Annotated in this window: 14 protein-coding genes; 13 read left to right on the top strand and 1 reads right to left on the bottom strand. The window is 41.4% G+C overall.

Annotation, left to right across the window (positions count from 1 at the left end; translation table 11 throughout):
* The first annotated feature begins 3 nt into the window (after positions 1-3).
* Together M2139_RS00535 and M2139_RS00530 are read left to right on the top strand one after the other, a co-directional pair.
* Positions 4-1,674 carry an AAA family ATPase gene (locus M2139_RS00535; protein WP_280736821.1) on the top strand — a complete coding sequence of 557 codons (1,671 nt, stop codon included), beginning with the start codon at positions 4-6 and terminating at the stop codon, positions 1,672-1,674.
* Positions 1,675-1,690: 16 nt separating this feature from the next.
* Entirely contained in the window at positions 1,691-2,971 is a 1,281-nt protein-coding gene (locus M2139_RS00530) for an LlaJI family restriction endonuclease (RefSeq protein WP_280736820.1), read from the top strand.
* 39 nt (positions 2,972-3,010) lie between these two features.
* Here the strand turns inward: M2139_RS00530 and M2139_RS00525 are convergent, their stop codons facing one another.
* Positions 3,011-4,195 carry a hypothetical protein gene (locus M2139_RS00525; protein WP_280736819.1) on the bottom strand — a complete coding sequence of 395 codons (1,185 nt, stop codon included), beginning with the start codon at positions 4,193-4,195 and terminating at the stop codon, positions 3,011-3,013.
* 433 nt (positions 4,196-4,628) lie between these two features.
* Here M2139_RS00525 and M2139_RS00520 point away from each other — a divergent pair, with 433 nt between their 5' ends.
* The 11 genes from M2139_RS00520 (at position 4,629) to M2139_RS00470 (ending at position 13,361) form a co-directional block, all read left to right on the top strand.
* Entirely contained in the window at positions 4,629-5,144 is a 516-nt protein-coding gene (locus tag M2139_RS00520; protein ID WP_280736818.1) for a hypothetical protein, read from the top strand.
* Positions 5,145-5,284: 140 nt separating this feature from the next.
* A complete protein-coding gene (locus tag M2139_RS00515) occupies positions 5,285-5,485 on the top strand; it encodes a hypothetical protein (protein ID WP_280736817.1) in 201 nt (66 codons plus the stop codon).
* Entirely contained in the window at positions 5,451-5,819 is a 369-nt protein-coding gene (locus M2139_RS00510; protein WP_280736816.1) for a hypothetical protein, read from the top strand. Before M2139_RS00515 ends, M2139_RS00510 begins: the two co-directional genes overlap by 35 nt.
* Positions 5,809-6,951 (top strand): DUF2800 domain-containing protein, encoded by a 1,143-nt coding sequence (locus tag M2139_RS00505; RefSeq protein ID WP_280736815.1) that lies wholly within the window; start codon positions 5,809-5,811, stop codon positions 6,949-6,951. Before M2139_RS00510 ends, M2139_RS00505 begins: the two co-directional genes overlap by 11 nt.
* A gap of 1 nt (position 6,952) precedes the next feature.
* Positions 6,953-7,519: a DUF2815 family protein gene (locus tag M2139_RS00500; RefSeq protein WP_280736814.1), complete on the top strand. Its 567-nt coding sequence runs from the start codon at positions 6,953-6,955 to the stop codon at positions 7,517-7,519.
* A 13-nt stretch (positions 7,520-7,532) separates the two neighbouring features.
* Positions 7,533-7,688 (top strand): hypothetical protein, encoded by a 156-nt coding sequence (locus tag M2139_RS00495; RefSeq protein ID WP_280736813.1) that lies wholly within the window; start codon positions 7,533-7,535, stop codon positions 7,686-7,688.
* Between the two features lie 61 nt (positions 7,689-7,749).
* On the top strand, positions 7,750-9,741 hold the full coding sequence (locus M2139_RS00490) for a DNA polymerase (protein WP_280736812.1): 1,992 nt from the start codon (positions 7,750-7,752) through the stop codon (positions 9,739-9,741).
* A gap of 82 nt (positions 9,742-9,823) precedes the next feature.
* Complete coding sequence (locus tag M2139_RS00485; RefSeq protein ID WP_280736811.1) at positions 9,824-10,489, top strand: Rha family transcriptional regulator; 666 nt, start codon at positions 9,824-9,826, stop codon at positions 10,487-10,489.
* Position 10,490: 1 nt separating this feature from the next.
* Positions 10,491-10,709, top strand: coding sequence for a hypothetical protein (locus M2139_RS00480; protein ID WP_280736810.1), 219 nt, complete (start codon positions 10,491-10,493; stop codon positions 10,707-10,709).
* Entirely contained in the window at positions 10,696-11,121 is a 426-nt protein-coding gene (locus M2139_RS00475) for a DUF4406 domain-containing protein (protein ID WP_280736809.1), read from the top strand. Before M2139_RS00480 ends, M2139_RS00475 begins: the two co-directional genes overlap by 14 nt.
* A complete protein-coding gene (locus M2139_RS00470) occupies positions 11,118-13,361 on the top strand; it encodes a phage/plasmid primase, P4 family (protein ID WP_280736808.1) in 2,244 nt (747 codons plus the stop codon). The genes M2139_RS00475 and M2139_RS00470 overlap by 4 nt, the downstream gene beginning before the upstream one ends.
* Positions 13,362-13,466: the final 105 nt, after the last annotated feature.

Here is a 13,466-nt window from a genome sequence, read left to right as displayed (position 1 = left end):
TGAATGGAGTACATTGATAGGATATTTTACAGAAAAATCAATCCGTCTGATTTCAAAAAACTTTATGATATTGATAAGCCTGAAGGAGGTGGCGGACAGACGTACTTGGAGGCGGCTGGAATTTCTAATGATAAGATTGTTGATTTTCTCTCCTGTGCAGAGGTGGCAAACAGTCCGTTGTCGGATGAAGCAAGATCCGTGTATACCTTTAATGCCTATGTTTTAGGTGATTTAAAGAATCAATGTGCATTTGTTGAATTTGCACCTCGAAAAGGACGTAACAACTATCGCATAAGCCGGCAGAATATGAAGTATAAGCATCCAGCATGGAGTTTGGGTAATGGTTTTCCAGAACCGAGTAAAGGTGATGATGGCGAATACACTTCATATGGTGATTTTGCAGGAATCATTGATAATCTCGTTATACTTATCATTAGGACTACCTATAGACGATACTATGCTGGCTTTATAAATGCGATAGAAATGCCAGAAAATTGGCCACATAATATCGGTTTGGAAGACATTTTTAGTGGTGAGCGCAGAGATGTAATAAACATGGATGCTTATAAGTTGCAATTTATTAATGATGCAATCAATCCATTTGGGGAGTATGTTCCAGCAATTGAGGAAAGCAACAGAGCGACAACTGGATGTAATGTACTTTTATACGGTGTCCCTGGCTCTGGTAAAAGCTGGACAATAGAGCATGAGTACTGTGATAACGAAGAGTGCATGGAACGTTTGGTTTTTCATCCTGATTATATGTATTCTGACTTTGTTGGTCAGATTTTACCTGTTGTAAAAGATGATGATAAAGTGAGATATGAATTTATGCCGGGTCCATTTACTAAGTTGTTAAAACGGGCATATTCTAATCCAGAGAAATCCTATTACTTGATTGTGGAAGAAATAAATCGCGGGAATGCCCCTGCAATATTCGGAGAGATATTCCAGCTTCTTGATAGAAAAGATGAAGATGAATTTGATGAAACTGGTAATCTTCTGTACAAGAGAGGCACAAGTGAATATGGAATAACGAATGCCCATGTTGCTCGTATCGTTTATGGTGATGAGGAGCATAAGGTTAGGATTCCTGCTAATATGTCTATTTTGGGTACAATGAATACTTCTGATCAAAATGTGTTCACATTGGATACTGCTTTTCAAAGAAGATGGATTATGCGAATGATTCCGAATTCATTTGCAAATCATAAATTTGCCGACAAACTGATTTTAGATACAGATGTATCTTGGAAACAGTTCTGTGAGGCGATTAATGAGGAGATTTTACGCAGAAATAATATCACATCCTCTGAGGATAAGCGACTTGGAGCATATTTTATCTCGGCATCTGATTTAGAAATGCAACCTGTCAATGATGGTATGGGAGAGAAAGAGAGAATCCAAATCGAACATAATAACAACAGGTTTGCAGAAAAAGTCCTTAAATATTTGTGGGACGATGCTTTTAAGTTTTCTCATCAAGACACATTTAACACAAGACAGTTTAGCAGTCTTGAAAAAGTTATTGCTGGATTTATGGATTCAAAGAAGACTAAAAATGAGCGTTTTCGTGTGTTCAATGAGAACCTGCGCAAAATGATTCTGGAAGGAGTCACTACAGAATCTAATGAGGTTCTAGATGATGAAAGCGAAAACACACAGGAATTGTAAAGCGAGGTGATCAACATTGGATTTAGGCTTAAACCTAAAGGTTCGATGCCATGTAAATAAAAATGGCGATGGTGATAGATTTGTCGGGATTAAAGCTGATGCGAATCAAGCGATGGTCTATTTTCCAATGGGATATCGCATACCCGATAACGAAGAGGATATTAGGGATGATATCCTAAAACTGATTTCTGTGTTAGCTGAATTTACAGATTCAAAGGACAAAGTATTGGCTATGCAGAAATTCGAAGCACCTCAGTCCGTGAATTTTCCAATCAATGCCTACATGAATATTATCCGATACTATTTAGAGCAGCATTCATATTACACAGAAAAGGACATGATTCGTAAGACCAGTGACAGAGGAAAAATAGATTTTGCAGCATCACTGCGTAGAAATGTAAGCTTTTTCCAAGAGGATGGTACTCCCTTTTTTGACAAGTATACAGTTAAGGGTTCAACTCCAAATGAGAAAAATCTAATAACGATGATTCATAAATATTGTGTCCATGAAAGCTTCGTGCAGATGGGATGGTTGTTTATGCCAGATGTTCCACCAGATCCTCATATCGAAAGAAACATCCCTCTTTTTCTTAGCGTGTTGAAGAAAAAGCTTGCAGTTACCCATTTAGAAAAAGATATATTGCTGTTTGAAGCAATGATTTCTATGTTGGAATACTTAGATGAAAATAGTGATGATAAACAGTTTTATTTTGGGACAGATAGATTTGAGTATGTATGGGAAAAACTCATAGATACCGTATTTGGAATAAAAGAAAAAGAAGAATACTTCCCTAGAACAACATGGCACTTGAAATATGGTAATGCACATCGTAATTATGCATTAGAACCGGATACAATTATGCTTTGTAATGGAAAAATATATGTGCTTGATGCTAAGTATTACCGGCATGGTGTTACCGGCATTCCCTCGCATTTGCCCGAATCAACATCAATTAATAAGCAGATTACATATGGCGAGTATATATACAGCCACAAGAAGTTTAAAGAAAAGTATGGAGATGATGTCCCGGTTTTTAATGCTTTTCTGATGCCATATAATAAGAAAGAGAATCCTTTTGGTATAGACGAGTATTTCGCACACATTGGCGAGGCCGACAGTGATTGGAAATATGGCCATCACAATTATGAGCGGGTGCAAGGAATTGTAGTTGATATTCGCTTTTTAATGAATAACTATTATGGTTCTCACAAGAGTAAGATTTTGAAGATGTCGAAGCTTATTGAGGATGCATTGCAAGAAAACGTAAATACATTTCAAGTCGAAAAGGCTGAATAAAAAAATCTGCAAACAGAGATTGGCTGTTTGCAGATTTTTTTATTTGCCCTTTTGAACTTTGATTCGATGTGACCGCTGGTTATTTGCATTCCGGCAATTATCGCAACAATATTTTTTCCTGCTGTTGGAGGTCTTAACCAGAAAATATTTGTCGCAAGATGGATTAGCACATTTCCTGTATATTTCGGATCCCGGTTTCATATAAAAAGCAGAAAAATATAGTGCAGTAAGTAAAGATGGAGCCTTCCATGATGGTTCAAGTGAATTGGGGTTATAAAAAGGTTTAATACTTCGAGTATTATAATTTATTTCTCCACTCAGAATAAGACGTGCAAAAGGCACAACAGCTAATTTAAGCCGTTCATCAAATCTATTATGATTTGGGGTTCCATAGTATTCGATGCCGCCATCTAAAGTGACAATTTTTATAATGCCAACAGAATGCATATAGTGGAATAAAAACTCAACAATAAGTCTGAGATTCTTGGACTGGATATTATTCTGTTTGTAGGCAATAGCAAGGTGACGATATAGAGTATCGTTAATCCCAGGATAATCATACGTGAATGTCTCACCGTTTGAGATATCATCATATTCATCAGCATTCAATCCATATGACGGAGCATAAATCATATCTTTTATTGTAATAGACTCCGCATCAGAGGATTGCTGCAACGAATCGACAGCTACCTGATTTTTAATGTTGTCATGGAAGGGATGTCTATAAGTTGTATATGAAATTTGTGAGGTGCCATTAAGCGTGACTTGCTTTCCTAGCAATAAATACAGAGCTAAATGCAGAATTCGGTCATGATCAAGTGATGGATTTTCCAGTGCAGCCATAAGAAGAACCGTGGCTTTGATTCGATTGAGTATTTCTACAAGTGCTACAACATCAACTTCAGTTCCTTCAGTAGAAATAGGAAGTAAATATCCGTGTTCTTCAAAAAAGTGAAGTACCTTTTTGGCATTGTTTCCGGGAAGTGATATCAATTTGCCAAGAATGTTCTCGTTTTGAATTGAACCATGTGGGGTTGTTAAACATAAGCCTTGTTTCCCGCTAAAGGCATAATTTAAGCCTTCATTATTCACAGGATAAACCATAAGTGCTTTATGTGCATCTTCATCAGTTTTTAAAGTTTCTTCTATTTCAAATGTACATTTTTTGCAACTCAAAGAAAAGTAATCGTTGCTAAGATTAAAAAAATTGTCTAAGTCTGTCATATTAATTTGCTCCTATATTCCATTTCCCCTCATAGAGGGGTTTTTTTATGCCAAAAAGTAAGTGATTAAATAAGTGATAACTTAATTATAACACTTATAAATGCTTTTTTCAAGCTGGTTCAGCGTCATTGCAAGCCAAAAAGTAAGTGATAATATCAGAAATTTACTTACTATCTGGGATTCACTATACTAAAGACAGTGAAGGACAACTCCACTTTTATATATAGTAGAGACTGTTCTCACTCACCCCGTTTCAAAGTTCATCGCCTGATCAGCGATGCCCAGAGCGGCGAAACGGACACAAGTAAATATCAGTCAACCCACTGGGACGGTTGGCCAGTTAAGAAGTGAGGATTCATTCTTATGGCCAATTATTATGGGAAGTCCTGCGTGGATTCTCACTTCGGTTTAAGACCGAAGGAGGGTCTACATTATGGACAATCTACAGACAAACAAAAAATACTACATTCCAATGGAAGTAAACAGCACAACGATTAAGGATTTCGGTATCAATCCCGCTGACGTGGAATGGACAAGAATCGGACATCGCAGAGTTCGTGTGATTATGGTTCCTGCCACAAAGGAGCAATATTATGAATATATGCGTCCGCTATGGGCCGAGGACAAGCGCAGACAGCGACAGGAACTCGCAACATCTCCAGATAAGCTAGGAGCCGTGTCGCTAGATGAACTATGGGAAAACACAGAATATGAAGTTGTTGATACCTCTAACCTAGAAGAAACTGTCATTAAGAAAGCCATGCTTGAAGAATTGCATAAGGCTTTAGACAAACTTGAAGAAATCGACCGAACCATCGCAATGATGTATAGCCAAGGTCATACAGAGGAAGAAATCGGACAAGTTATCGCTATGAGCCAAAGAGGTGTCAATAAGCGAAAGAAAAAATTGTTCGTAAAGCTTAAGTCCGTGCTAACAGACTTTGAATAAGGGTTCTTCCCTACTTGTTCCACTGCATTTATATGTGGTGGAACAAAAAAATTTTTAGAAATCTGGTTCTTAAAACATCATTAAATGTCCTTTCACTTTCAGAGGGGCAAACAAAGCACCTCGGAAAGGACGGTAAATGTATGACAAACCGATGCAAAGTAGGCACAACTGATTGTAGCAGTCAGGAACTCAATCGTGAGTTATCTGATGTATTAATTGCAATCAGTGTTGTGTCAAGGCGAATTGCTGACAGGATTTCTATTGTCGGCGGTAGAGAAAAATTGAATACGGAAGGAGGTTGTCCAAATGGGAAAGACAAACGAATTGTCCATGCTCGTTGATGAACTTCAAAAATGTGGAGAAGCCTTGATTGGTATTTCGGAAGGTCTGGCTGATATGTTCAGCGGTGCAGAGGAGGAAAAACAGCCTGCAAAGAAAGCTACACTGAAGAAAAAGGCAGCCGATGAACCTAAGCTGGATTCACAGCCGAAGGAAGAAAAGCCGCTGACTCTGGAAGATGTTAGAGCAGTGTGTGCGGATAAATCCCGTCAAGGATTTACGGCAGAGGTAAAAGCAATCCTCACAAAGCATGGTGCCGACAAGCTGTCTGAGGTAGACCCGGCAGAATACAAAGCACTGCTTGCGGAAGTGGAGGTGCTTGGCAATGCCAAATAAACACGCAGTATTATCAGCATCATCAAGTAAAAGATGGTTAGCGTGTCCCCCGTCTGCGTTAGCCTGTGCAAAAACAAAGGATACCGTAAGTGAGTTTGCTATGCAAGGTACAGATGCTCATACGCTTAGCGAACATAAGCTAAAAACAGCACTAGGACTAAAATCAAAAGACCCCACAGAAAACCTTAGCTTTTTTGATGCGGAAATGGCAGATTGCTCTGATATGTATGTTCAGTATGTGATGGAGCAGCTTGCGGCAGCAAAGGAGAAGTGCAAGGACCCCATTGTTCTGATTGAACAGCACCTTGATTTTTCAAAATGGGTACCAGAGGGCTTTGGGACTGGGGACTGTGTCATCATATCGGATGAAATGCTAACGGTAATCGACTTCAAATATGGTGTCGGCATTTTAGTAGATGCAGAAAAGAATCCACAGATGATGTGCTATGCACTTGGCGCTTTACAGCTGTTTGACGGCATCTACGATATTGACTCGGTGACCATGACCATCTTCCAGCCGAGAAGGGATAATGTCAGCACATACACCATTTCCAAGGAAGAACTTTTGAAATGGGCGGATGAGGTGCTTAGTCCTACAGCACAGCTGGCGTCAAATGGCGAAGGCGAATACAAAGCCGGAGACCACTGTCAGTTCTGTAAGGTAAAAGCCACTTGCCGTAAGAGAGCCGAACACAACCTTGAACTTGCGCGTTACGATTTTGAGATGCCGAGTGTCCTTGAAGATGATGAGATAGAAGTCATTCTTTCAAAAGCGGATGCATTGGTGTCTTGGGTAGGCGATATCAAGGAATATGCTCTAGGACAGGCCGTTAGCGGCAAGGAGTGGAAAGACTGGAAAATTGTCGAAGGTCGCTCTAATCGGAAGTATGTAAATGAAACAGCAGTAGCAGAAACAGTTAAAGATGCAGGATATGACCCATATGAGCATAAAGTTTTGGGTATTACTGCAATGACTAAACTGCTCGGCAAAGCAAAATTTGAAGAATTGCTTTCAGCTTGTACTCATAAGCCACAGGGCAAGCCAACTTTAGTACCTATGACGGATAAACGTCAGGCTATGAACATAAACAATGCTGCAAAAGCAGCAGACGATTTTAAGGAGGAAAATTAATATGTCAAAGAATTATATCAACCCAACAAAGGTAATCACAGGAGTAAATACAAGATGGTCTTATGCAAACATCTGGGATCCAAAGTCTATCAACGGCGGCGCACCGAAGTTCAGCGTGAGCCTTATCATTCCGAAGGACGATACCGCAACGGTCAACAAAATCAAGGAGGCTATCCAGTCTGCATATGAGGAAGGTCAGTCCAAGCTGAAGGGAAATGGCAAGACCGTGCCTGCACTTTCCATCCTCAAGACTCCGCTTCGTGACGGCGATCTTGAAAGACCTGATGATGAAGCCTACGCAAACTGCTACTTCGTCAATGCCAACAGTGCATCTGCTCCGGGTATCGTAGATGCAGACCGTCAGCCTATCATCGACCGCAGCGAGGTATACAGCGGTGTATATGGCCGTGCCAGCATTAATTTCTATGCCTTCAACTCCAATGGCAATAAGGGTATTGCCTGCGGTTTGAACAACCTTCAGAAGATGAAGGATGGAGAGCCGCTTGGCGGAAAGAGCCGTGCAGAGGATGATTTTGCAACTGATACTGATGACGATTTTCTAGCATAGGAGGATTCGCAACATGACAACAGTTCAAAGTATGATGCTTTCTGTGTGTTTCGGTGCTGTGATGGGTACCCTCATTGCAAATGTAGGATTCATCATCAAGTGCGCAATTGACACTCACAAGGAGAAAAAGCGCAAGAAAAATGAAGAGTCTGCTGATAAGGCAGAGTAAATGACAGCGGGCGGCGGAGGTGCATTCTTCGCCGCCTTGCTTATATAAGGATGGTGACAATATGGAAAAAATACAAACGCTCTCGATTGATATTGAGAGTTACAGCGATGTGGATTTGCAGAAGTGTGGGGTATACCGTTATGCCCAGTCTCCTAACTTTGAAATCCTGCTGTTTGGTGTATCTGTCAACGGTGGTGAGGTTGTGGTTTATGATCTGGCACAGGGAGAGAAACTACCGATGGATATTATTACGGCACTGACGGATGATGCCGTCACAAAGTGGGCATTTAATGCGGCTTTCGAGAGAGTCTGTCTTTCGGTATGGCTGCAAAGGAACTATTCGCAGTGCTTTTGCAGTTATAGCATAAATGAGGACACTGTGGGAGATTATCTTAATCCAGCGGCATGGAAATGCTCCATGATATGGTCGGCATACATGGGACTGCCGTTATCTCTTGCCGGGGCTGGCACGGTGCTTGGATTAGAGGAACAGAAGCTGAAGGAAGGCAAAGACCTCATTCGCTACTTTTGTGTTCCTTGCAAGCCGACTAAGGTCAACGGCAGCAGGACGCGCAATCTGTCGGAGCATGATATGGAAAAGTGGAATCTGTTCAAGTTCTATAACAAGCGGGATGTAGAGGTGGAAATGTCCATACAGGACAGGCTGAAAAAATATCCTGTGCCGGATTTCGTATGGGAGGAATATCATCTCGACCAAGAAATCAATGACCGTGGCATTGCCCTTGATATGGATGTAGTGGAAAATGCCATTGCTTTTGATGCGAAGTCCAAAGCGGAACTGTCAGAAAAAATGCAGAAACTGACCGACCTTGATAACCCCAACTCTGTGGTGCAGATGAAGCAGTGGCTTGCAGATAACGGTCTGGAGATGGGCAGCCTTGGCAAAAAGGAAGTGGCACAGGCGGTTAAGACTGCTCCAAAGGAACTGGCGGAGGTTCTGACATTGCGGCAGCAGTTATCCAAGTCCTCTGTAAAGAAGTATCAGGCGATGCAGAATGCAGTTTGTGCGGACGGCAGGGCCAGAGGAATGTTCCAGTTTTATGGTGCTAATCGTTCTGGTCGATGGGCAGGCAGATTGATTCAACTGCAAAATCTACCACAAAACCATATAACAGATTTAAAACAAGCACGAGGACTTGTGGAGTCTGGAAATTATGATGCGATGGAACTTTTATATGATGATATCCCCGACACTCTATCACAGCTAATCCGTACAGCCTTTGTGCCGAGAGCCGGGATGAAATTTGTGGTGGCGGACTTCTCTGCCATTGAAGCAAGGGTACTTTCTCATTTAGCAAAGGAAAGCTGGCGAACAGAAGTCTTTCAGAATAACGGGGATATCTATTGTGCATCGGCTTCTGCTATGTTTGGTGTGTCTGTGGAAAAGCATGGTGTCAACGGGCATCTCCGTCAGAAGGGCAAAATCGCAGAATTGGCTCTCGGATATGGTGGTTCGGTCGGTGCCTTAAAAGCGATGGGTGCTTTAGATATGGGACTTTTAGAGGAAGAACTCCAGCCGCTTGTGGATTCATGGAGGGCCGCCAATCCAAACATCGTGCGATTTTGGTGGGATGTCGACCGCTGTGTGAAGAATACTGTCAAAAACAGAGTGACCACAGAAACCCACGGCATTCGCTTTTTCTACCAAAGCGGAATGTTGTTTATTCTTCTGCCAAGCGGCAGACAGCTTTCCTATGTGAAACCACGCATGGGAGAGAATCGTTTTGGCAGTGAGTCTGTGACCTACGAGGGTGTGGGCGGTACAAAGAAATGGGAACGCATCGAAAGTTACGGTCCCAAGTTCGTGGAGAATATCGTGCAGGCAATCAGCAGAGATATTCTGGCATATTCCATGCGTACCCTGTCTCATTGCTTTATCTGCGGTCATGTGCATGATGAAATCATTATTGAATGTAGCAAGGACGTGTCCGTTGACGCTATCTGCGAACAAATGGGCAGAACTCCCCCGTGGATAGAAGGTCTGGTTCTTTGTGCTGACGGCTTTGAATGTGATTTTTACAAAAAAGATTAGAAATATGGTTCTTAAAGTACAGGGTTTTGTCCTTTCACTATTAGAGGGCGAAACCCTACTTTTTTGGAAGGACGGTATTTTGATGAAAGAATTGATACCAAAAGACGAATACGGCATTTTTGCCGACAACCATGACACAGCAAGGGTGGACAGCTTGTTTGTAGCAGATTTCTTTGAGAAAAGGCATGACCATGTTCTCAGAGATATTACAAAAATCACTGCCCCCAAATCTGGGTTGAGTGAGGAGTTCATTAAAAACAACTTTGCTACAGATTTCTACAAGGATTCCACTGGAAGAAAGCTGCCTTGTTATCAAATGACCCGTGATGGATTTACAATGCTCGTTATGGGTTACACAGGGCAAAAAACAATGAGGTTCAAGGAACTGTACATCAAGCGTTTCAATGAGATGGAAAATTTCATTAAAACACTGGTGTCGGCAAGACAGGAGTTCCCGCTTCTTACGGCAAACATCAAGTTGCTCCACGATGCACCGAAACCTTACCACTTCAGCAATGAATGCGATATGTTAAACCGCATCGTGCTGGGTATGACCGCAAAACAGTTCAGACTTGCAAACGGCATCGAAAAAGGCAAAAGCATTAGACCATATTTGTCAAAAGCACAGATTGAAACACTGGAAACTTTGCAGAAGGTCGATGTGGGACTGCTTGTAGCGTTTCCGAATTATGAAGACCGCAAACGCCATCTGGAATGGTACAAAACCAAATTGGAGGAGGAGAAATAAGATGTTTTATGTGAAAGAACAGTTAAATGATGCACTGGAGGTTTCTGCTGAAATTAATGATGAGAATGTATTTTGCCATTGCCCACATTGTGGGAACGAAGTGCAAGTCGATCTTGCAGAGGTATTTGCTGATGGTGACGTTGACCTTTTTGGTACAGCGGTACTGTGTGGAGATTGCAGCAAAAAACTGATGGGAGGTAGATCCTGTGAGTGTAAGTAGATTTAACAGTGAGGGTTATCCCGATCCGACTACCTACGATGCCTTATCCAATATCGAAAAAGAAACGAAGGCGGCAAGAGCATACAGACCAATGGTGTATGTATGCTCCCCGTTTTCGGGAGATGTTGCTGTGAACATTGCCAATGCACGAAAGTACAGCCGCTATGCTGTGGAGCAGGGGTATATCCCCATTGCTCCGCATTTACTGTTTCCGCAGTTCCTCAATGACAATGATATGACCGAACGAGAAATGGGATTGCATTTTGGAAATGTGCTGATGAGCCATTGCAGCGAGGTGTGGGTGTTTGGAGAAACCATATCAGCCGGAATGGATGCTGAAATCAGGAGAGCCAAGAGAAAAAATTACAGACTGCGATATTTCGGCAGTGATTTGAAGGAGGTGGCGGAGTGAAATTTACAATATATACTGCAAACTATACAGGTAATGCCCAGAATAGCTTATATCCTAACAAAATGGTGGTTAGCAATGAAACGGATATGATGGTCGCTGCCACAAGAGATCATGTTTGTGCCGAATATAGAAATTTCCACCGAAGTTCAAGCGATTATATCGGTGGTGATGTAGATGTTATGGATTGTGATAATGACCATTCAGACAATCAAGAAGATTGGATTACTCCAGAAATGTACGAGGAATTGTTCCCTGATGTTTCCTATATTGTTGTTCCAAGCCGCAACGACGGCAGGCAAAAGGGTAGTAAATCAGCACGTCCAAGACATCATATTTATTTCCCACATGAGCCGATTGGTAGTGCAGAGCAGTGTGCAGAACTCAAAAGAAGAATACACGATGTAGCATCGTTTTTGGATGATAATGCCTTGGATGCTGCGAGATTTATCTTTGGCCATAGTTCCAATGAAATAATATGGCACGAAGGGAGCAGATCAATCATTGACTTTCTGGATGAAGTAGCTTTCGCAAATTTTGATACTGAATCTGAGAGCATCGGTGAAGGTTCTCGCAATAACACGATGAGCCACATTGCAGGCAGACTCATAAAGCGTTATGGCAATACTAAAAAAGCATATGAAGTTTACCTTGAAAAAGCAGAGTATTGTTCCCCACCACTTTCCGATGATGAATTAAATGCTATTTGGCATAGTGCCGTGAAGTTCGGTAAAAGAGTTGAAAAGCAGTTGGGATACATTCCTCCTGATGATTACAACAAGGGATACAGCTTAAAGCCAGAGGATTATTCGGATATCGGACAAGCAAAGGTACTATCTCGTGAATATGTAGGAGAATTAGTTTACACCGATTCTACGGACTATATGCGTTATGACGGAACACGCTGGGTAGAATCGAAGCAAATGGCGATTGGTGCTTGTGAGGATTTTCTTGATATGCAGCTTAAAGAGGCACTGACAGCATTAGAGAAGGCAAAGAAAGCACTGCTTGATGCTGGTGTGGACAAAGACATAATTACCACTGGTGGTAAAGCATTAGAAAAAGCGATTGACTCTGTTAGCGAAAAAGCGTTTAAGGAGTATGTCATGGCACTTGCTTATCGGGCATTTGTCATGAAACGCAGAGATATGAAATATGTAACCTCTGCACTGCAAGCGGCAAAACCAATGCTACTAAAGAATATTACAGATTTTGATAGTGAGGAATATTTATTAAACACACCAAGTGCTACTTACAATTTGGAAAACGGAGTTGCCAAAGAACATAGCGCTGAGGATCTCATTACGAAAATGACTGTGGCATCTCCAGACGATGAAAACATGAAGTTATGGCTTGATGCTGTAGACAGCTTTTTCTGCGGTGATAAAGACCTAATTGATTATGTTCAGCAGATTGTAGGGCTTTCGGTAATCGGCAAGGTGTATGTAGAAGCATTGGTTATCGCATACGGAGAGGGTAGCAATGGAAAATCAACGTTTTGGAACACAATAGCGAGGGTGCTTGGGACTTATAGTGGAACAATATCCGCCGATGCCCTGACGGTAGGTTGTAAACGGAATGTTAAGCCTGAGATGGCGGAGCTTAAAGGAAAACGACTTGTCATTGCGGCAGAACTTGAGGAAGGTATGCGGCTTAATACTTCCGTTGTAAAACAGCTGTGTTCCACCGATGAAATATCTGCTGAAAAGAAGTATAAAGATCCGTTTAAATATGTGCCGACTCATACTCTTGTTTTGTATACAAATCATCTTCCAAGAGTTGGTGCAAATGATGATGGTACATGGAGGAGACTTATCGTTATTCCGTTTAATGCAAAGATCGAAGGCAAATCTGACATCAAGAATTATTCAGATTATTTAGCTGAAAAAGCAGGCGGTGCAGTTCTTTCGTGGATTATTGACGGTGCAAAGAAAGCCATCCGTAACAACTTCAATTTGGAACGTCCGAAGATAGTAGAAGATGCCATCAATCGCTATCGTGATAATAATGACTGGATTTCTATTTTTATTGAGGACTGCTGTGAAGTAGATGCTTCTTATCAGCAAAAGTCAGGAGAGTTTTATCAGGAGTACCGAACCTACTGTTCTAGAACAGGCGAATACACTAGAAGTACCACTGACTTTTATACTGGTCTTGAAAATGCAGGATTTGAAAGACGAAAAGGAAAGCAAGGAAATTTCGTTTGTGGAGTTCGTCTAAAATCGGACTTTCTTGATAACTAAAAAACAAAAAGGTGGAGGTCGTAGGAGGTCGTATTATAAAACCCCTTTAGGGTGGTTTTTTAAGAAAAAATCTCTTATAAGAAGTTTATAGAAATGACTTCCATC

Origin of the sequence: Enterococcus sp. PF1-24 (assembly GCF_029893325.1) — a bacterium.
Lineage (GTDB): Bacteria > Bacillota > Bacilli > Lactobacillales > Enterococcaceae > HY326.
The sequence above is the reverse complement of the archived record's forward strand: the minus strand, read 5'-3'. Positions and strand labels throughout refer to the sequence as shown.

Bases quoted from the DNA above. Each gene is read 5' to 3' on its own strand.
- M2139_RS00535 (WP_280736821.1), top strand. From the start codon at position 4: ATGGAGTACATTGATAGGATATTTTACAGAAAAATCAATCCGTCTGAT.
- M2139_RS00525 (WP_280736819.1), bottom strand. From the start codon at position 4,195: ATGACAGACTTAGACAATTTTTTTAATCTTAGCAACGATTACTTTTCT.
- M2139_RS00520 (WP_280736818.1), top strand. From the start codon at position 4,629: ATGGACAATCTACAGACAAACAAAAAATACTACATTCCAATGGAAGTA.
- M2139_RS00515 (WP_280736817.1), top strand. From the start codon at position 5,285: ATGACAAACCGATGCAAAGTAGGCACAACTGATTGTAGCAGTCAGGAA.
- M2139_RS00510 (WP_280736816.1), top strand. From the start codon at position 5,451: ATGGGAAAGACAAACGAATTGTCCATGCTCGTTGATGAACTTCAAAAA.
- M2139_RS00505 (WP_280736815.1), top strand. From the start codon at position 5,809: ATGCCAAATAAACACGCAGTATTATCAGCATCATCAAGTAAAAGATGG.
- M2139_RS00500 (WP_280736814.1), top strand. From the start codon at position 6,953: ATGTCAAAGAATTATATCAACCCAACAAAGGTAATCACAGGAGTAAAT.
- M2139_RS00495 (WP_280736813.1), top strand. From the start codon at position 7,533: ATGACAACAGTTCAAAGTATGATGCTTTCTGTGTGTTTCGGTGCTGTG.
- M2139_RS00490 (WP_280736812.1), top strand. From the start codon at position 7,750: ATGGAAAAAATACAAACGCTCTCGATTGATATTGAGAGTTACAGCGAT.
- M2139_RS00485 (WP_280736811.1), top strand. From the start codon at position 9,824: ATGAAAGAATTGATACCAAAAGACGAATACGGCATTTTTGCCGACAAC.
- M2139_RS00480 (WP_280736810.1), top strand. From the start codon at position 10,491: ATGTTTTATGTGAAAGAACAGTTAAATGATGCACTGGAGGTTTCTGCT.